The sequence below is a fragment of the Micromonospora sp. WMMA1363 genome (assembly GCF_030345795.1).
GTDB lineage: Bacteria > Actinomycetota > Actinomycetes > Mycobacteriales > Micromonosporaceae > Micromonospora.
This window is the reverse complement of record NZ_JAUALB010000001.1, coordinates 3,420,709-3,438,804: the sequence shown is the minus strand read 5'-3', so window position 1 is coordinate 3,438,804 and position 18,096 is coordinate 3,420,709. Positions and strand designations below refer to the sequence as shown.

The 18,096-nt window shown below is 72.3% G+C and carries 23 protein-coding genes; 14 read left to right on the top strand and 9 right to left on the bottom strand.

The annotated features are described in order from the left end of the window. Window positions 1-273: 273 nt before the first annotated feature. Complete coding sequence (locus QTQ03_RS15925) at window positions 274-912, top strand: hypothetical protein (RefSeq protein WP_289278729.1); 639 nt, start codon at window positions 274-276, stop codon at window positions 910-912. Between the two features lie 130 nt (window positions 913-1,042). On the opposite strand, the gene QTQ03_RS15920 is transcribed toward QTQ03_RS15925, so the two are convergent. Further along, on the bottom strand, window positions 1,043-1,405 hold the full coding sequence (locus QTQ03_RS15920; protein WP_289278728.1) for a DsrE family protein: 363 nt from the start codon (window positions 1,403-1,405) through the stop codon (window positions 1,043-1,045). Window positions 1,406-1,429: 24 nt separating this feature from the next. On the opposite strand from QTQ03_RS15920, the gene mtfM reads away from it, so the two are divergent. Continuing rightward, on the top strand, window positions 1,430-1,534 hold the full coding sequence (mtfM, locus tag QTQ03_RS15915; protein ID WP_289278727.1) for a small membrane protein MtfM: 105 nt from the start codon (window positions 1,430-1,432) through the stop codon (window positions 1,532-1,534). Between the two features lie 207 nt (window positions 1,535-1,741). Next, window positions 1,742-2,335, top strand: coding sequence for a heme-binding beta-barrel domain-containing protein (locus tag QTQ03_RS15910; protein ID WP_289278726.1), 594 nt, complete (start codon window positions 1,742-1,744; stop codon window positions 2,333-2,335). 24 nt (window positions 2,336-2,359) lie between these two features. Here the strand turns inward: QTQ03_RS15910 and QTQ03_RS15905 are convergent, their stop codons facing one another. Next, complete coding sequence (locus QTQ03_RS15905; RefSeq protein WP_289278725.1) at window positions 2,360-3,214, bottom strand: aminotransferase class IV; 855 nt, start codon at window positions 3,212-3,214, stop codon at window positions 2,360-2,362. Window positions 3,215-3,345: 131 nt separating this feature from the next. On the opposite strand from QTQ03_RS15905, the gene QTQ03_RS15900 reads away from it, so the two are divergent. The 11 genes from QTQ03_RS15900 (at window position 3,346) to QTQ03_RS15850 (ending at window position 12,158) form a co-directional block, all read left to right on the top strand. Continuing rightward, window positions 3,346-3,774: a Fur family transcriptional regulator gene (locus QTQ03_RS15900; RefSeq protein WP_289278724.1), complete on the top strand. Its 429-nt coding sequence runs from the start codon at window positions 3,346-3,348 to the stop codon at window positions 3,772-3,774. Beyond that, window positions 3,771-4,880, top strand: a complete 1,110-nt coding sequence (gene ygfZ / locus QTQ03_RS15895) for a CAF17-like 4Fe-4S cluster assembly/insertion protein YgfZ (protein ID WP_289278723.1) — start codon at window positions 3,771-3,773, stop codon at window positions 4,878-4,880. The genes QTQ03_RS15900 and ygfZ overlap by 4 nt, the downstream gene beginning before the upstream one ends. A 111-nt stretch (window positions 4,881-4,991) precedes the next feature. Continuing rightward, the gene (locus QTQ03_RS15890) at window positions 4,992-5,834 is read left to right on the top strand and encodes a beta-keto acid cleavage family enzyme (RefSeq protein ID WP_289278722.1); all 843 of its coding nucleotides are present in this window, start codon (window positions 4,992-4,994) and stop codon (window positions 5,832-5,834) included. A 93-nt stretch (window positions 5,835-5,927) separates the two neighbouring features. Next, window positions 5,928-6,887, top strand: a complete 960-nt coding sequence (locus QTQ03_RS15885; protein WP_289278721.1) for an asparaginase — start codon at window positions 5,928-5,930, stop codon at window positions 6,885-6,887. Between the two features lie 198 nt (window positions 6,888-7,085). Further along, window positions 7,086-7,688: a helix-turn-helix domain-containing protein gene (locus QTQ03_RS15880; RefSeq protein WP_289278720.1), complete on the top strand. Its 603-nt coding sequence runs from the start codon at window positions 7,086-7,088 to the stop codon at window positions 7,686-7,688. Then, entirely contained in the window at window positions 7,685-8,470 is a 786-nt protein-coding gene (locus QTQ03_RS15875; protein ID WP_289278719.1) for a hypothetical protein, read from the top strand. The genes QTQ03_RS15880 and QTQ03_RS15875 overlap by 4 nt, the downstream gene beginning before the upstream one ends. 70 nt (window positions 8,471-8,540) lie before the next feature. Continuing rightward, a complete protein-coding gene (locus QTQ03_RS15870) occupies window positions 8,541-8,855 on the top strand; it encodes a DUF2516 family protein (RefSeq protein WP_289278718.1) in 315 nt (104 codons plus the stop codon). Continuing rightward, on the top strand, window positions 8,852-9,739 hold the full coding sequence (locus tag QTQ03_RS15865) for an alpha/beta fold hydrolase (RefSeq protein WP_289278717.1): 888 nt from the start codon (window positions 8,852-8,854) through the stop codon (window positions 9,737-9,739). Before QTQ03_RS15870 ends, QTQ03_RS15865 begins: the two co-directional genes overlap by 4 nt. A 121-nt stretch (window positions 9,740-9,860) precedes the next feature. Continuing rightward, on the top strand, window positions 9,861-10,778 hold the full coding sequence (locus QTQ03_RS15860; protein ID WP_289278716.1) for an SDR family oxidoreductase: 918 nt from the start codon (window positions 9,861-9,863) through the stop codon (window positions 10,776-10,778). Window positions 10,779-10,845: 67 nt separating this feature from the next. After that, on the top strand, window positions 10,846-11,640 hold the full coding sequence (locus QTQ03_RS15855) for an EI24 domain-containing protein (protein WP_289278715.1): 795 nt from the start codon (window positions 10,846-10,848) through the stop codon (window positions 11,638-11,640). A 2-nt stretch (window positions 11,641-11,642) separates the two neighbouring features. After that, complete coding sequence (locus QTQ03_RS15850) at window positions 11,643-12,158, top strand: O-acetyl-ADP-ribose deacetylase (protein ID WP_289278714.1); 516 nt, start codon at window positions 11,643-11,645, stop codon at window positions 12,156-12,158. Window positions 12,159-12,191: 33 nt separating this feature from the next. Here QTQ03_RS15850 and QTQ03_RS15845 read toward each other — a convergent pair whose 3' ends face one another. From QTQ03_RS15845 to QTQ03_RS15815, 7 genes are all read right to left on the bottom strand, one after another. Continuing rightward, window positions 12,192-12,377 (bottom strand): hypothetical protein, encoded by a 186-nt coding sequence (locus tag QTQ03_RS15845; RefSeq protein ID WP_289278713.1) that lies wholly within the window; start codon window positions 12,375-12,377, stop codon window positions 12,192-12,194. A gap of 91 nt (window positions 12,378-12,468) precedes the next feature. Further along, entirely contained in the window at window positions 12,469-13,362 is an 894-nt protein-coding gene (locus tag QTQ03_RS15840) for a GNAT family N-acetyltransferase (RefSeq protein WP_289278712.1), read from the bottom strand. 4 nt (window positions 13,363-13,366) lie between these two features. After that, window positions 13,367-13,762, bottom strand: a complete 396-nt coding sequence (locus QTQ03_RS15835) for a RidA family protein (RefSeq protein ID WP_289278711.1) — start codon at window positions 13,760-13,762, stop codon at window positions 13,367-13,369. A gap of 49 nt (window positions 13,763-13,811) precedes the next feature. After that, window positions 13,812-14,819 (bottom strand): LacI family DNA-binding transcriptional regulator, encoded by a 1,008-nt coding sequence (locus QTQ03_RS15830; RefSeq protein WP_289278710.1) that lies wholly within the window; start codon window positions 14,817-14,819, stop codon window positions 13,812-13,814. A gap of 17 nt (window positions 14,820-14,836) precedes the next feature. Then, window positions 14,837-16,210, bottom strand: coding sequence for a GH1 family beta-glucosidase (locus tag QTQ03_RS15825; RefSeq protein ID WP_289278709.1), 1,374 nt, complete (start codon window positions 16,208-16,210; stop codon window positions 14,837-14,839). A gap of 59 nt (window positions 16,211-16,269) precedes the next feature. Next, window positions 16,270-17,103 (bottom strand): carbohydrate ABC transporter permease, encoded by an 834-nt coding sequence (locus tag QTQ03_RS15820; RefSeq protein ID WP_289278708.1) that lies wholly within the window; start codon window positions 17,101-17,103, stop codon window positions 16,270-16,272. Then, complete coding sequence (locus QTQ03_RS15815) at window positions 17,100-18,083, bottom strand: carbohydrate ABC transporter permease (protein ID WP_289278707.1); 984 nt, start codon at window positions 18,081-18,083, stop codon at window positions 17,100-17,102. The genes QTQ03_RS15820 and QTQ03_RS15815 overlap by 4 nt, the downstream gene beginning before the upstream one ends. Between the last annotated feature and the right edge of the window lie 13 nt (window positions 18,084-18,096).

Below are 18,096 nucleotides of genomic sequence, written 5' to 3'. Positions count from 1 at the left end.
CGTCGTCGGCCGGCGACGGACCCCAGGCGACGCCCGATCGCGTCAGCGGTTCACACCACGACATGAAGATCACCTTGGGTCGGGTTCTGAGCGTATCCGGGGCGGGTTGGCTGCCACCGGCCGCTTGTCGCGATGTCGCTCGATCGGGATGCCGTCATCTCACCCACTCGTGCCCTTTTCGTCGATACGTAATTACTTGTCCGATAAGCCGAAGTACATTCTCGTTCGTACCTATGTGTGCACCAACTCCGATCCGCAAGACGAGGAACGATCATGCGAACAACTGGAATCTTCGGTCTCGGCGCCGCCATCTGCGTCGCCAGCGCCGCCGCTCTGACTCCAGCGGCGGCTGCCCACGCCGACCCTTTCGACGGCGAAGACCGTGCGCCGGCCGCCCATGCCCGTCCTTTCGACGGCGAAGACCGTGCGCCGGCCGCCCCTGGCAACGGTCCGAGGCTCGACGACGACAAGCATGCACACCCGGTTCGTTCGGGACGCTTCAAGCGCATCGACCTGACGACCGAAGCGATCAACAGCTACCGGGACATCCCGCCGAGCGGGCCCAGCGCTGGCGACGTGACACTGTCCACCGGCTACCTGTTGAAGGGCGGACAGCGGGTCGGCAGGTTCGGCAACCAGTGCGTCTTCCTCATGGCCAATGCGGAACAGACGCTCCAATGTCAGCAGACCTGGGCCCTCGACAGCGTCGGGACGCTGACCTCCCAGGCCCTGACCGTCCAGTCGGCGATGCCTGGTCCGCGAACGTGGACGTCCGTGATCAACAACGGGAGTGAACGATTCTTCGGGGCGTCGGGCATTGTGGTAACCGAGAAGGAGTCCCAATCTTCGACGTCCGACACCATCACCATCTACCTGGTAGACACGAGTTTCCCGGAGACTCCCGAGTGGTGACATCTCCGCCACTGGCCACCAGACAGCCCCTGGTTCGGATCTTCCTCCCCGGACATGAGGAATGACCGGCCAAGGGTTGTCTGGTGATCGGCCAGGGTCGATGTCAGTCAGCTGATCGTTGAAGATCGGGCTAGTAGACGAGCGCCTGAGCGTCCTCGGTCATGGTCTCCTCGACGAATACCGCCGCACCCGCGATCCGGACGCCCGGCAGCACGTCGCCCGGGCCGATGTCACGGCGCGCCGCGCACTGGGTGCAGGCCGTCACCCGACCGGTGGCCAGGATCACGTGCAGCAGCTCGGCCAGCGGGGCGGAGTGCGGCAGCTCGAACTCCTGGGCCCGGCCGGGCAGCGCGAACCAGGTCGCCTCGCCGGTCAACCAGAGCGAGACGTCCACCCCGGCGGCGGCTGCGGTGGACGCGACCGTGAACGCCTGCGCGCACCGCTCCGGGGCGTCGGCGCCGGCGGTGGCCTTGACGACGAGCATGCGGGCCATGGTGCCAGCATAGGATGGTCGCCGATGGTCACCGAGACAGGGTTCGTCAGCCTGCTGGTCGCCGGCCTCGGCGCCCTCGCCGGTGGCTTGGTCTACGCTGCCGTACGCATGTCGAGAGGCCGTTGGTGAGTGCGAGGAGTGAGCCGGTTTGCGAGCCCCGCAGTCGCGAACGGGGTTGGTGCGGTGAGCGCGAGGAGTGAGCCGGTTTGCGAGCCCCGCAGTCGCGAACGGGGTTGGTGCGGTGAGTGCGAGGAGTGAGCCGGTTTGCGAGCCCCGCAGTCGCGAACGGGGTTGGTGCGGTGAGCGCGAGGAGTGAGCGGTGAGCGGAGTGAACTGGTGAGCGACGAGAACCCCCTACAGCCGCCGCCGTGGCTGGACGCGCCGCCGGTCGACCCGTACCCCTATGTGGAGAGCCACGACCTGCGGGTCGGACCGAAGCTGCACCCGACGCTGGACGGCCTGCTGCCGTACATCGGGGTGTGGCGGGGCCGGGGCCGGGGCGGCTATCCCACGATCGAGGATTTCGACTTCGCGCAGGAGATCAGGATCAGCCACGACGGTCGGCCGTTCCTGTTCTACGAGTCCCGGGCCTGGCTCCTCGACGAGCAGAGCCAGCCGGTCCGCCCGGCCGGGCGGGAGACCGGATGGTGGCGGCCGGTGCTGGCCGGCGACCGCGCCACCGACGAGCTGGAGGCGCTGATGTCCACCCCGACCGGGGTGATGGAGCTGCACCTCGGCACGCGCAAGGGCACGCAGATCGAGTTCGTCACCGACGCCGTGCTGCGCACCGCCACGGCCAAGGAGGTCACCGCCGGCCACCGCCTCTTCGGCATCGTCGAGGGTGCCCTGCTCTACGCGCAGGAGATGGCGGCCGTCGGCCACGGCCTGTCCCCGCACCTCTCCGCCCGACTGGTTCGGGTGGGCGGCTGACATCTGTTCCTGTCCCGCCCGGTCTCAGCGGGGCGGGACGGGAAAGCCCAGCAGTGCCTGCAGCCGGCCGGTGTGCGCCGACCGGGGGAGTTCGGCGCCGTCGAGGGCGCGGACCTCGACCAGGCCTCGGACGGACGAGGTGAACCAGACGCCGTCAGCGGTGTGCAGGTCGGCCGGTGTGGCCATCCGCCCGCCCGCGTCCAGCCCCGCCTCGGCGGCGTGGGCGAGCAGCCAGGCGACGGTGGTGCCGGGGAGGATGCCGGTGTCGGTGGCCGGCACCGTGCAGAGGGTGTCCCCGGCCAGCCACACGACGTTCGCGATGGGCCCTTCCAGGACGTACCCGTCGGTGGAGACCCAGAGCACGTCGTCGACACCCGTACGGGACGCCCACCGGCGGGCGGCGGTGCTCACCGCGTACGACGTGGACTTGATGCCCATCGGCAGCCAGTCCAGGCCGGACCGGGCCCGGGCGGGTACGCCCAGCGGCAGCGTCGCCACGGTGATCCCGTCTCGGCGGGCGGCCCGGGCCGACGCCGGCACCTCGGCCAGCGTGGCGTAGACGGTCGCCGGGCCGTCGCCCTCCGGCCCGCGGGTGCAGACCAGCCGCAGCGCGCCCTCGACGCCGGCGGGCCACCCGGTGCAGACCTCGTCGAGCAGCGCGGTCAGCGCGTCGGCCGGGGGCAGCGGCAGCTCCACCGCTTTCGCGGACCGGGCCATCCGCTCCAGGTGCGCCGCCGGCAGCCAGGGCCGCCCCGACCGCAGGTGCATGGTCTCGAAGAGCCCGTCGCCGCGTAGCACGCCCAGGTCGTCGCCGCGCAGCACCGGATCCCCGGCCGGCACCAGGCCGCGCCCGAGCACCGCTATCCTCGCCGCCACCATGACCGTCGAGCCTAGGGCACGTGCCGGGGCCGCGGCACGTGCCGGGGGCGTCGGCCCGCGCCGGGGGCGTCGACCCGGGCCGTCCTCCGCCGGAGCCGGAGGCCCGCGCCGGAGCGAACTATGATCGGACGGTGTCCGAATCATCCCTCGCGGAACTGCTCCGGGCCCGTGGGCTGCGGCTGACGGCGCAGCGGCAGCTCGTCCTCCAGGCGGTGCTGGACCTGGGCCATGCCACACCGGAGCAGGTCCACACGGCTGTCCGGGAGGTGGCCGCGGGGGTCAACATCACCACCATCTACCGCACGCTGGAGCTGCTGGAACGGCTCGGCCTGGTGACCCACACCCACCTCTCGCACGGCTCGCCCACCTACCACGCGGCCGGCGAGAACCAGCATGTGCACCTGGTCTGCCGCGAGTGCGGCGCGATCGACGAGATCGATCCGGACCTGCTGCGCCCGCTGGCCGACCAGCTCGTCGAGCAGCGGGGGTTCCGGGTGGACATCGGCCACGTCTCGCTCTTCGGCGTCTGCGACCGCTGCGGAAACGGGGAACAGGAATGATCAACATCGAGGGTGCGGTGGCTGTCGAGAGCATCGACGAGGCGAGCCGGGACCAGCCGGAGCCGGCGCACGCCGCGGCCGGTGTACGGCCGGTGGCCGCCCACTACGGCGACCCGCTGCGTGAGCAGCGCACCCTGGACACCGCGGTCGGTCTGGTCGACCGCTCGCACCGGGGTGTGATCGCGGTGCCCGGCGAGGACCGGGTCGGCTGGCTGCACACGCTCACCACCCAGCACCTGGCGGAGCTGAGCGCCGGGCAGGGCACCGAGCTGCTGGTGCTCTCCCCGCACGGCCACGTCGAGCAGCACGCGATGGTCGCCGAGGACGGCGTCACCACCTGGCTGGACACCGAGCCCGGTGCCACCGGCGGGCTGCTGTCGTATCTGGAGAGGATGCGGTTCTTCAGTCGGGTGGAGCCGCGGGACGTCACCCCTGACCACGCGTTGCTCTCGCTGGTCGGGCCGGGAGCCCCGGACGCGTCGGTGACGCTCGGCGTGACCGGCCTGGCGGGGCCGGACGTGGTCGCCGTGCCCGGTCCGAAGTTCCGTGCCGGCTCCGTCCCGCCGCGGCCCACGGTGCGCTACGACGTCCGTCCGCTGCCCGTGGGCGGGTGGGCGCGTCGCGTCCCGCTCGGCGTCGACCTGCTGGTGCCCCGGTCCGCGATGGAGCAGGTGGTCACCGAGCTGCGGGGCGCCGGGGTGCCGGCCGCCGGTCTGTGGGCGTACGAGGCGGTGCGGGTGGCCGCCCGCCGGCCCCGGGTCGGGGTGGACACCGACCACCGGAGCATCCCGGCCGAGGTGGACCTGGTCGCGCCGGCCGTGCATTTGGAGAAGGGCTGTTACCGGGGTCAGGAGACGGTGGCCCGGGTGCACAACATGGGGCGACCGCCGCGCCGGCTCGTCCTGCTGCACCTGGACGGCGTGACCACCGACCGGCCGCCGCCCGCCGGTACGCCGGTGACCCTCGACGGCCGGGCCGTGGGCTTCGTCGGCACCGCCGTGCAGCACCACGAGCTGGGCCAGATCGCCCTCGCGGTCGTCAAGCGCAACGTGCCCGACGACGCCCGCCTCCTGATCGGCGAAACGGCCGCCGCCATCGATGGGTGAGGAAGGGTCCCTGCCTAGCGCCTCCGACGGCGGAAGGGTCTCTTCTTGATGCCCGTCGCGCCGGAATTCTTCCTGTCGACCTGCCTCGGCCCGGCCGTCTAGTATTCGGGCATGACGACAGGGACGTTGATCACGGTTGCTCCGACCGGCGCGGAGTCGGCCAAGGCCGAGGTGCCGGCGTTGCCGGTCACGCTCGACGAGCTGTTGCTGACCGCGAAGGAGTGCGAGGCGCTCGGTGCGGCCGTCATCCACGTCCATGTTCGGGACGACGACGCGCGGCCGACCCTCGACCAGGGCCGGCTGCGGGACACCGTGGCCGTGTTGCGGGAGAGCACCGGCCTGGTCGTGCAGCTCTCCTCGGGCGGCGCGGTGACCGACCCGGAGGCCGACCGGCTCGCCGTCCTCGACGCCGGTCCGGACATGGCCTCCTGCACGATGGGCACGGTCAACTTCGGCGACGACGTCTTCCTCAACCGCTGGGAGTTCATCGTCGAGCTGCACACCCGCATGCAGGAGCGGGGGATCGTCCCCGAGTACGAGATCTTCGACCTTGGTCACCTCGCCGCGCTGCACCGGCTGCTCGGAAAGCACGGGCTGCCGGCCGGCGGGCACGTGCACGTCGACTTCGTGATGGGTGTCCCGGGTGGGATGCCGGGCACCACGGCGACCCTGGTCGCCGCCCAGCAGATGCTGCGTGACCTGCCGGCGGGCACGACGTTCTCGGCCACCGGCATCGGTCGCAGCGCGCTCCCGGTCATGCTCGCCTCGCTGTCCGCCGGCGGACACCTGCGGGTCGGTATGGAGGACACGGTGACCTACGCCAAGGGTCAGCCGGTCGAGTCCAACATGCAGCTCGTCGCCCGGGCGGTCGGCCTCGCCCAGCTCGCCCAGCGGCCGCCGCTCACCACCGCCGAGGCTCGCGAGCTGCTCGGGGTCACCGCCGCGCGCCGGTAAGCGGCGGTCCGGCCGGCACCCCTGTACGCCGCGAGGCGGCGTACCTGCTCACCCGGCCGTCGGGCGTGACCGGCGGGCGGTACCGTCCACGTCGTGGGAGAGACGTACGAGGGTGGCGTGCCGCTCGCCGAGGTGGTCCGTTCGGGTTTCGTGGAGGGTGTGCACCGGGGATCGGTGGTGGTGCTCGACGCCGCCGGCGTATCGGTGGCCGCCGCCGGGGACGTGACCTCGCCGATCTTTCCCCGCTCGTCGAACAAGCCGATGCAGGCGGTCGGCATGATCCGCGCCGGGTTGCCGCTGGCCGACCCGGCCGACCTGGCGCTGGTCTCGGCCAGCCACGCCGGGGAGGACTTCCACCTGGCCCGGGTCGGTGCGCTGCTGGCGCGGGCCGGGCTCGACGAGTCGGCGCTGCACTGCCCGCCGGAGCTGCCGATGGGGGACGATGCTCGTGCGGTGGTGCTGCGGGCCGGCGGCGGCCCGACCCGGACGCAGATGAACTGCTCCGGGAAGCACACCGGGATGGTGCTGACCTGTCAGGCGGCGGGGTGGCCGCTGGACGGGTACTGCCGTCCGGAGCACCCGTTGCAACAGCGCCTGCGGGAGGCGGTGGAGGAGTTCACCGGCGAGCCGGCGCGGGCGCACGGGGTGGACGGCTGCGGCGCCCCGGTGCTCGCCGTCTCGCTGACCGGCCTGGCGACGGCGTACCTGCGGCTGGTGGGTGCCGAGCCGGGCTCGGCGCCGCGCTCGGTGGCAGACGCGATGCGGACACACCCGGAGATCGTCGGCGGTACCCGGGCCGACGACACCCGGCTGATGCGCGGGGTTCCGGGGCTGCTGGCCAAGATCGGCGCCGAGGGCGTCATCGCCGCGGCGGTGCCGGGCGTCGGGGCGGTCGCTCTGAAGATCGACGACGGTGCCGGCCGGCCCCGGATGCCGGTGCTGGTCTCCGCGCTGCGCCGACTCGGGGTGACCGCGCCGGTGCTGGCGGAGCTCGCCGAGGTGCCGCTGCTCGGCGGTGGCCTGCCGGTGGGCGCCATCCGTCCCCTGTGGTAGTTGGTGCGCCCTCTACCGGTAGTCGGGTACGCCCTTGACACCGGCCCCGTGCGCGTTCACCGGCGTTCCGGACCTTGGTGCGCTCCGGGGGTTTCGGTGGGTTCGCCCCCGTGGTTCGTCCCGCGCTGGCTCCTTCTGTCGCTAACTCCGGCTAGCGTAATGCTTGCAAGAGCTAGCATTACGAGCTAGCGTCGAAGTATGGCCACTGGTAAAGACCTTCCCGACGTCGGCGGGTTCATTCGTGACCTGCGGCGGAACGCGAAGATCTCGCTCCGGCAGCTCGCCGAGCAGGCGGGGGTCAGCAACCCGTACCTCAGCCAGATCGAGCGCGGTCTGCGCAAACCCAGCGCGGAGGTGCTGCAGCAGCTCGCCAGCGCGTTGCGGGTCTCCACCCCGGCGATGTACCTGCGGGCCGGGCTGCTGGACGACAGGGAGGGGCAGGGTGTGCTGGCGTCGATCGCCGTCGACCCTGACCTGACGATGGCGCAGAAGCAGTCGCTCACCCAGATCTACGAGACGTTCCGCCGGGAGAATGCGCGACTCGCCGAGGCGACCGCGGCTGCCGGCGGGGCGGCTCCGACCACCACCGACGAGGCGACGGCCACCGCCCCACCCGCGACCGCCGCGGACCTGGCCACCGTCGCCGCCACCGGGCCGACCACGGCGGAAGGCACCCCGACGGAGGCCGCCCCCGAGTCGGTCGCCGAGTCCGGCCCGGCACCCGCCCCGACCCCCGCGAAGAAGGCCGCCCGCAGCGCGGCCCCGACGGCCGCCGACGCGGCCGAGGAGGAGAAGTCATGACCACCCAGCCGAAGACCAACCGCATCCCGGCCCCGCTCTACGCCGCCGCCGGTGCCGGCGAGCTGGCGTACCGGCAGCTGCGCAAACTCCCGACCGTCGTGAGCGAGCTGCGCAGCCGGGTCCCCGCCGACCTCGGCGGCAGGGCCGTGGTCACCGGTGCCGAGCTGCGCCAGAAGGCCAGCGAGACGCTGCGCACCGCGACCGTGACGGCCGGCAGTCTGCGCCGCAAGGCCGCCACCACCGACCTGGACCTCGACCGCCTGCGTGCGGCGGCGGAGCTCACCCGTGCCCGGGCGATCGCCGATCTCGACAAGCTGCGCGAGACCACCGACCTCGACAAGCTGCGCGAGCTCGCCGCCCGCAACGCGGCCGTCGTGGTCGCCGGCGCGCAGGCCGCGCAGGAGCGGGCGGTTGCCGCGTACGGCGTGCTGGTCGCCCGTGGCGAGCGGGTGGTCGGCGCCGGTGTGCTGGAAGCCGCCGAGACCGTGAACGCGGACATCGAGGCGACCGGGGCCGCGCCGAAGGCCGCGTCGGCCACTACCGCCGGGCTGGCCCCGACGGCGTCGGCCACTACCACCGGTTCGGCCGCCGCCGAAGCGCCGACCCCGGTCGAGGTGGCCGAGCCGGCCGCCGTCGACAAGCCGGCCGCCGTCGACAAGCCGGCCGCCGTCGACAAGCCGGCCGCCGTCAAGAAGCGTGCCACCAAGGCGACTGCCAAGCCGGCCACCCCGTCGGCGAAGCCGCCGCGCGCCACGAAGCGGACCCGCCCGGCCGCCGAGTGACCCAACGAAGTGGCGACCCCGGATCTGTCCTGTCGGACGTATCCGGGGTCGCCGGCATAAGCTTGCCGTCATGGCCATCGCCGCGCCGATCTTCGTATTTGCCATCCGCTACGTCATCGAGCTGATTCTGCTCGCATTCGCGCTGGTCCTGCTGGGCGTTGCCCTCGTGCACGCCATCACCCAGCGCGCCGACGCGTTCGCCGCGATCGGCACTCTGCCGAAGGGCGGTTGGGTCGCGATCCTCGCCGTCTGTCTCGTGCTGACCCTGCTGACCCGTACCTCGATCAGCATCTTCGGGCTGATCGGCATCGCCGCCGGGCTCATCTACCTGCTCGACGTCCGGGTCGGACTGCGCGACCTCGGCGACAGCCGAGGTTCCTGGTGAGGGATTTCCGCTGGCCGCCACCGCCCGACGGCGGTCCCCGCACCTGGGGCCCCGGCCCGGGAGCCCCCCGCACCGGCCGTCCCGCCCTTCCGGAGCCGGAGACGGAGCTGGTCGTCACGCCGCACGGCGTACGCCTGGAACAGCTGGTCACCGGTGCGGGTGACCCGGTCACGGTGTTCGCGCACGGGCTGGGCAACGGCATCGCGACCACCCGGCCGTTCGGCAGCGGCGTGACCGGGCGCAAGCTCTTCTTCCAGTTCCGTGGGCACGGCCGCTCGGACGCGCCGGCCGGCCCGTGGAGCTACGCCGACCTGGCCCGTGACCTGCGCACGGTCGCCGACCTGGGCGGCGCGACGAGGGCGTTCGGCGCGAGCCTGGGCGCGGGTGCGCTCTGCCGGCTGCTCACGGAGAGCCCGGGGCGGTTCGAGCGGCTGGTCTTCTTCCTGCCGGCGGTGCTGGATCGGGCCCGCGGCGAGGTCGCTCGGGAACGGCTCACGGCGCTGCTCGAGGCGGTCGACGGCGGCGATGCCGCCACCGTCGCGGACGTGGTGCAGCTGGAGCTGCCCCCGGCCGTGCGGAACACCCCCGCCGGCTGGGCGTACCTGCGGCAACGCCTGGATCAGCTGCTGCGCGACGGCCTCGCGCCGGGGCTGGCCAGCGTGCCGGACTCGGTGCCGTTGACCGACGCCACGGCCCTGGCCGCGGTGACCGCACCGGCCCTGGTGATCGGGTGCGCGGGCGATGACCTGCACCCGGTCGAGGTCGCCGAGCAGCTCGCCGCCGCGCTGCCCCGGGCCACTTTGCACGTGTACGGCCGGCCCGGCGTCCTGTGGACGGATCGCGCCGACCTGCGGACGCGCATATCCGCCTTCCTCAACGAGTGACCTGCGCCGTCCAGGGCGGCACACCATCGCCGCACCCACCGGGCTCGCAACCGCATGCTGGCGAGCATCCGATCGCAGAACGGGACCTCGGCTGTCAGACCCTCCTGCCAGGGTCGGACGCATGACGACGAAACCGCTGACAGGGAAGGTCACGCTGGTCGCCGGCGCGACCCGGGGAGCCGGTCGGCAGATCGCGGTTCAGCTCGGCGCGGCGGGCGCCACGGTCTACGCCACCGGCCGCAGCAGCCGCGCCGGCCGCTCCGAACTGGACCGGCCGGAGACCATCGAGGAGACCGCCGACCTGGTCACCGCGGCCGGCGGCACCGGCATCGCGGTCCGGGTGGACCACCTGGTCGCCGACGAGGTTCGCGCGCTGGTCGAGCGGATCGACGCCGAGCAGGGCCGGCTCGACGTGCTGGTCAACGACATCTGGGGCGCCGACCCGCTGATCACCTGGGAGAAGCCGGTCTGGGAGCAGCCGCTCGACGGTGGCTTCCGCACGTTGCGGCTGGCGATCGACACCCACATCATCACCAGTCACTACGCGTTTCCGCTGCTGATCCGCCAACCCGGCGGGCTGGTCGTCGAGGTCGGCGACGGCACGACGGCGTACAACGACGCCAACTACCGGCTGTCGGTCTTCTACGACCTGGCGAAGGTGTCGGTGAACCGGCTCGCGTTCAGTTGGGGGCACGAACTGAAACCGCACGGGGGCACCGCCGTGGCGCTCACCCCTGGCTGGCTCCGGTCCGAGGCAATGCTGGAGCACTTCGGGGTCACCGAGGAGAACTGGCGTGCCGGCGCCGCCACCGACCCGCACTTCCTCATCTCGGAGACCCCCGCCTTCATCGGACGCGCGGTCGCCGCGCTCGCCGCCGACGAGGACCGGGCCCGCTGGAACCAGGCCTCCGTCTCGGCCGGCGAACTCGCCCAGGTGTACGGGTTCACCGACGTCGACGGCAGCCAGCCCGACGCGTACCGCTACTTCACCGAGGTGGTGGAGGCCGGCAAACAGGCGGACGTCACCGGCTACCGGTGAGCGCCGCGCGTGAGAACGGGGCGGCCTCACCCCGGGCGATGCGGCGGCGGCCACTAGGCTCTCCGTCGTGCGCGCTCCCCTCGACCTCGCCGCGCCCCTGACCGGGGCCGCCGGTCGGTTCCTCACCGGCGTCGGGCTGTTCCTGCGTGGCCTCGGCCTGTATGTCCGCAGCCCCGGCCTGATGCTGCTCGGCGTCGTGCCGGCGCTGGTCTCCGGGGCGCTCTTCATCGGCGCGTTCGCCACACTGGCGTACTTCGTGGACGACCTGGCGGCGCTGCTCACGCCGTTCGCCGACGGCTGGTCGGACACCTGGCGCAGCATGGTCCGGGTGGTCGCGGGGCTGGCCCTGCTCGGGCTGGGCGGCCTGCTCGGGGTGGTTGCGTTCACCGCCGTCACCCTGGTCATCGGCGATCCGTTCTACGAAAAGATCTCCGAGCGGGTGGAGGAGCGGTTCGGCGGCACGCCGAACGCCGTGGACGTGCCGTTCTGGGCGTCGCTGCGGCACAGTGCGGCCGACTCGCTGCGCCTGGTGGGGCTGTCGGTGCTGTTCGGCGTGCCGCTCTTCGCCGCCGGTTTCATCCCGGTGGTCGGCCAGACCGTGGTGCCGGTGCTCGGCGCGGCGGTCGGCGGTTGGCTGCTCGCCGTGGAGCTGGTCGGCGCACCCTTCTATCGGCGGGGGCTGCGGTTGCCGGACCGGCGGGCGGCGCTCAGCGCCGACCGGCCGACCACGATCGGCTTCGGGACGGCGGTCTTCGTCTGCTTCCTGATCCCGCTCGGCGCGGTGCTGCTGATGCCGGCCGCCGTCGCCGGCGCCACCCTGCTGGCCCGCCGCACGCTCGGCCAGCCGACGACGGAGGGCTGACGATGGAGATCACGTTGGTCGAGGGCGACGTCACCGTCCAGCAGGTCGACGTGATCGTCAACGCCGCCAACTCCTCACTACCGGGTGGCGGGGGAGTGGACGGCGCGATCCACCGCAAGGGCGGCCCGGCCATCCTGGCCGAGTGCCGACACCTGCGCGCGTCCCGGTACGGCCGGGGCCTGCCGACCGGGCAGGCGGTGGCCACCACCGCCGGCAACCTGCCCGCCCGCTGGGTCGTGCACACGGTCGGGCCGGTCTGGTCGGCCGCCGAGGACCGGTCCGGGTTGCTGCGTGACTGCTACGCGACCAGTCTCCGGGTCGCCGACGAGCTGGGCGCGTCGACGATCGCGTTCCCGCTGATCTCCGCCGGGGTGTACCGGTGGCCTGTTGACGACGCCGTGCGGCGGGCGCTGTCGGTGCTACGCCCTGCCTGGCCCGCCAGCGTCACCGAGGCACGGCTGGTCCTGTTCGGCGCGGACACGTACGCCGCTGCCCGGCGAGTCGCCGACGAGGGCTGATCGGGCCCGTCTCGCGGAGGCAACTCCTACCGGCTACCGCGTTTCCTCGTCGGCCAGCCGCCGACTTCGTCGCTCCGCGTACCCGCGCACCTCGGCGGCGTCCCAGATGCAGCCGACGGTCAGCGTGTCGATGGGGTCGGGGAAGTCCGGCCGGTCGACCAGGATCGCGGCGCGCTGGCGCGATACGCCGAGGTAGTCAGCGACCTCTGCCAACGCCATGACCCGCACGGGCGGACCTTCCGGTGACATGAGTAGGCAGCCTGGCCGAGCGCTTCGTCCTGTGGGCCCGCGCGCGGTAGTCGCTGGCCGGTCAGGCCGTCTCGCGGAGGCAACTCCACTGGGAGGCGACCGGGCGGTAGCCGAGGCGCGCGTTGATCGCCAGCATCGGCGCGTTCGCCTCGTCGTTGCCCGTGTACGCGACGGTCACGCCGCCCGCCGCGGCCCGGTGCAGGGCGGCGAGCTTCACGGCGGTGGCCAGCCCGCGTCCCCGGTACGCCGGCACGGCGCCGGTGTAGTCCGTCCACATCCGCGCGCCGTCGCGCTCGACCAGGCTGATCGCGGCCAGCACGCCGTCGACCTCCGCGCCTGTGCTGGCTTCCCGGTCCAGGCCGACGTTGTCCCACGTGTCGGCCTGCCAGTGCTCGTATGTGAGGGCGTCGGAGGGGACGTCCCCCGGCTCGTCGGCGCTGGCGGCGACCTCCACCTCGTACACCCGGCGCGGGTCGATCTCGGACAGCGGCACCAGCCGTACGCCGGCGGGCGCGGCGGGCAGTGGTGGCAGGGACGCCAGATCCAGCCCGGAGAAGCGTTCCTCCCGGCTCGGCGTGAATCCGCGTCGTCGGGCGAACGGCAGGGTCTCCGGCAGCGCGCGACCGCGCAGCAGTGGGAGCCGGAGCGGGGCGAGATGGTCCAGGGCGGTGTCCAGGAGCCCGGTTCCGATGCCCCGTCCCCGGTGCTCGGGGTGGACGTGCAGCAGCGAGATCTCGCCGACCGGCCTGCTCGTTCCGGCGTTGCGGAACGCCGAGACCCACCCGACGATCTCACCGTCGACCTCGGCCACGACCGCCGTCCAGTGCTGGTCTCTCGGCGGTTGCGCGATCATCTGGCGGGTCGACGGGACGCCGCGCACCAGGTGCGGCAGGACATGGGCGCGCAGCGCCACGACGGCGGGCGCGTCGTCCGGGACGGCGGGACGGATGCGCATCAGCTCACGCCGTCACGGCGGCGACTGCCTCGACCTCGACGAGTTGGTCCGGGTAGCCGAGGACGGTGACGCCGAGCAGGGTGCTGGGCGGGTCGTGGTCACCGAAGGCGTCCCGGACGACCTGCCAGACCGTCACCAGGTCGGGCCGGTGCGCCGAGGCCACGTACACCGTGGTCTTGACGACGTCGGACAGGCGGGCGCCGGCCGACGCGAGGGCCGTCTCCAGGTTGGCCATCACCTGCCGCGCCTGGGCGACGTGGTCATCGGGAGCGACGGTACGACCGTCGGCGTCGAGCGGGCAGGCGCCGGCGGTGAAGACGAGGCGCGCCGGTGGCTCGACCGTGGCGACGTAGGCGTACTCGGCGTCGGCGAGGTGGGGAACGTGGCGAAGATGCGGCACGGCCCGACGCTAACCCCCGGCCCGCGGGGGCTCGACTGAATTTCCCGCCTCAGGCGGAGTCGCGGAGGACCAGCTCGGTGGGGAGAACGACGGCCGGTTCGATGTGCTCGCCAGCGGCCAGGCGCAGCAGTTGGCGGGTCATCTGCCGGCCGATTTCCTGGATCGGCTGGCGGACCGTGGTGAGCGGCGGCTCGGTGTAGGCGGCGGTTTCGATGTCGTCGAAGCCGATCACCGCCACGTCGTCCGGCACCCGTCGCCCCGCCGCACGCAGCGTCCGTAGGGCGGCGTGCGCCATCAGGTCGGAGGCGGCGAAGACCGCGTCCAGGTCCGGGTGCTCGGCGAGGAGTTGACGCATCGCCGTCATCCCGGACTCCCGGGTGAAGTCCCCGAACGCGACCCGCTCGGGCAGTCCGGCGGCGGCCACCGTCTCCCGGTAGCCGGTGAGCCGTTCGATGCCGCCCACCATGTCCTGTGGGCCGGCGATGGTGGTGATCCGCCGTCGGCCGCTGTCGATGAGGTGTTGCACGGCCCGGTTCACCCCGCCGACATGGTCGACGTCGACGTACGGCAGCGGGGCGTCGTCCAGCGGCCGGCCGCCGCACACCACCGGTATGCCGATCCCGGCGAGCGTCGCGGGCAGCGGATCGTCGGCGTGCAGGGACGCGAAGAGCACCCCGTCGACGTGTCGCCCGGTGGTGTACCGCTCGACCCGCTCGTGCCCGGCCGGTGAGCCCGCCAGCATCAGCACCAGCTGCTTGTCGGCCGCCTCCAGCTCCTGGCTGACGCCTCGGATGATGCCGGGGAAGAACTGGTCGTCGGAGAAGACCCGGGTGGCAGCCTCGGGCATCACCAGCGCGATCGAGTCGGTGCGCTGGGTGACCAGGCTGCGGGCGGCCAGGTTCGGCACGTAACCCAGCTCGGCGACCGCGCGGCGGACCGCCTCCCGGATCGGTTCGGCCACGGTGGTGGAGCCGTTCACCACACGGGAGACGGTGGCCCGGGAGACCCCGGCCCGCCGGGCCACCGCTTCGAGGGTCGGCCGCTGCGCTGTTGTCATCGCCGTATCCCCGCTCGTCACAGCCCGTTCCGGGAGATCACCTCCTGGTACCAGCGGGCGCTCGCCTTCGGTGTGCGCCGCTGGGTCAGGTAGTCGACGTGGACGATCCCGAACCGCTTCCGGTACCCCTCGGCCCACTCGAAGTTGTCCAACAGTGACCATACGAGATAGCCCCGCAGGTCCACCCCCCGGGCGATGGCCTCGTGCGCGGCGCGCAGGTGCCCGTCCAGGTACGCGATGCGGTCGGTGTCGACCACCTCCCCGGCCGGCTCCGGGCTGGCCTCGTCCGGGAAGGCCGCGCCGTTCTCGGTGACCAGCAGCGGCACCCCGGGGTAGTCGGCGGCGAGGCGTTCCAGCATCCGGGTCAGGCCGGCCGGCTCGATCATCCAGCCCATGTCGGTGAGCGGACCGGCGGGCGGCAGGAACTCCACGGCGCCGTCGGTGCCCGGGTAGGCGCCCCCGCCCCCCGCGCCGTCCGGTCGTCCGGCGACGTACGTGGGTGCGTAGTAGTTCACTCCGAGCAGGTCGATCGGCGCGGCGATCAGCTTCTCGTCCCCGTCCCGGACGTACGTCGGCTCGACGAGTCGCCCGACCTGGTCCAGCACGTCCTCCGGATAGGCGGCGCGCAGCAGCGGATCGAGGAAGATCCGGTTGTGTAGGCCGTCGACCAGGCGCACCGCGGCGTTGTCCGCCGCGCTGTCGGGGTCGGCCGGACGGACATCGGCGGTGTTGAGGGTGATCCCCACGGTCTCCGCGCCGGCCGCACGCAGCGCGCGGGCCGCCAGGCCGTGCGCGAGCAGCAGGTGGTGTACGGCGGTGAAGGCCGCGGCCGGGTCCTGCACCCCGGGCGCGTGCACGCCGTTGCCGTACCCCAGGTAGGCCGAGCACCAGGGCTCGTTGAGCGTGGTCCACACGCCCACCCGGTCGCCCAGCCGGGCGTGCACGGCGGTGGCGTAGGTGGCGAAGTGCTCCGCGGTCTCCCGGTTGGTCCACCCGCCCCGGTCCGCCAGTGTCTGCGGCAGGTCCCAGTGGTAGAGCGTGACGATCGGGTTGATGTTCCGGTCGAGCAGCGTGTCGACCAGCCGGTCGTAGAAGTCCAGCCCGCGTGGGTTGACGGGGCCGGTGCCGTCCGGCTGGATCCGCGGCCAGGCGACGGAGAAGCGGTACGCGCGCAGACCCAGCTCCGCCATCAGGGCCACGTCCTCGGCGTACCGGTGGTAGTGGTCGCACGCGACGTCGCCGGTGTGCCCCCGGTAGACCTTGCCGGGGGTACGGCTGAAGGTGTCCCAGATCGAGGGTCCGCGACCGTCGTCGCGGGCCGCGCCCTCGATCTGGTAGGCGGCGGTGGCCGCCCCCCAGACGAAGTGCTCGGGAAACCGGAGTTGACTCACGCGGGCACCTTCTTCCGTTCGTGGCTGCGGGGCGTGCGGCCCCGGCTCACTCCTCGCGTTCACGCCTTGACCGCACCTTCCATGATCCCGCCGATGATCTGCCGGCCGAACAGGACGAAGACCAGCAACAGCGGGAGGGTCGCGAGGGCCGTCCCGGTGAAGACCTGGGACATGTCCTGGTAGTACCCGTCTGACAGAGCCCGCAGTGACAACTGCACGGTCGGGTTTTCCGGGTCGTTGAGCACAGCATAGGGCCAGAGGAAGTCGTTCCAGGTGGTCATGAAGGTGAGCAGGCCGAGGACGGCGGCGGCCGGGCGGAGCGCCGGCAGCACCACGTTCCAGTAGATGCGTGCCGTGCCGCAACCGTCGACGCGGGCCGCCTCGATCAGCTCGGCGCTGACCGCCTGGGCCGCGTACTGGCGCATCATGAACACCCCGAACCCGGTGACCAGGGCCGGGACGATCACGGCCGGCAGTCGGTCGTTCCAGTTGAGCTTCGTCATCAGCAGGTACAGCGGGATGACGCCGAGCTGGGTGGGCACCATCATCGTCGCGATGATGACCATCAGCAGCGCGTTGCGCCCGCGGAACCGCAGCTTGGCGAAGGCGAACCCGGCCAGGGTGGAGAAGAACACCACGGACACGGTCACCGTGGTCGCCACGATCGTCGAGTTGATCAGGCCGGTGAGGAAGTAGGCGTCGGTGTTGGCGAAGAGCCGGGAGATGTTCGCGCCCAGGTTGCCGCCGGGGGTGACCGGCGGCGGGAGCTGACCCATGGCGTCGCTGGACCGGCTCGCGACCACGAACATCCACCAGATCGGGAAGATCGAGGCGAACGCGGCGACCACCAGGGCGCCGTACGTGAGCGGGCTGGCCCGCCAGAGCCGGCTCATCCCCGGCCTCCCTTCCCGGCGCCGGTGCCCAGCCGCCGGATGATCAGCACGTTGGCCACCGCCACGACGGCGATGAGCAGGAACAGCAGCCAGGCCACCGCCGAGCCGTATCCGAAGTTGTAGTGCGGGGCGAACGCGTTCTCGAACATGTACATGGTCACCGTCTGCGACTCGCGCAGCGGACCGCCGCGGATCGGGTTGGTCCCGGAGTGGAAGAGGCGGGGCTCGGTGAAGAGTTGGAGGCCGCCGATGGTGGAGATGATGACCACGAAGAAGATCGTCGGCTTGAGTAGCGGGACGGTGATCGACCAGAACTGTCGGGCCCGGCTCGCGCCGTCGATCGCCGCCGATTCGTAGAGGTCGCGGGGGATGGCCTGCATCGCGGCGAGGAAGATCAGCGCATTGTAGCCGGTCCACCGCCAGTCCACCATGGTGGAGATGGCGACCCAGGAGGCGACCCGGTTGGACTCCCAGTCGACCGCGTCGACTCCGACCACGTCGAGTAGCCAGTTGACCATGCCGAACTCGCGGCCGAACAGCACCCCGAAGACGATCGCCACCGCGGCGGTGGAGGTGACGTTCGGGACCAGTACCGCCATCCGCCAGCCGGTCCGGAACCGGAGCTGCCGGTTCAGCAGGTTCGCCAGCCAGAGCGCGGCGAGCATCTGTGGGACGGTGGAGAGGACGAAGATGCCCAGGGTGTTGACGACGGAGTGCCAGAAGTCGGTGTCCACCAGCAGCCGGGTGTAGTTCTCGGCGCCGACGAAGGTCGGATCGGTGCCGAGCAGATCCCAGTCGTGTAGGGACACCCAGAGCGTGTATGCCAGCGGGTAGGCCCCGAAGACCGCGAAGAGCAGGAAGAACGGGGCGATGTAGAGGTAGGGCGACCAGCGCTCGTCGAGCCGGCTGAGCCGGTGTGAGCGGGCGGGCCGGGTGGGTGGTGCCGCCGTTGCCGGCGGCTGGGCAAGCTGCACGCTCATGCCCCGGTACTCC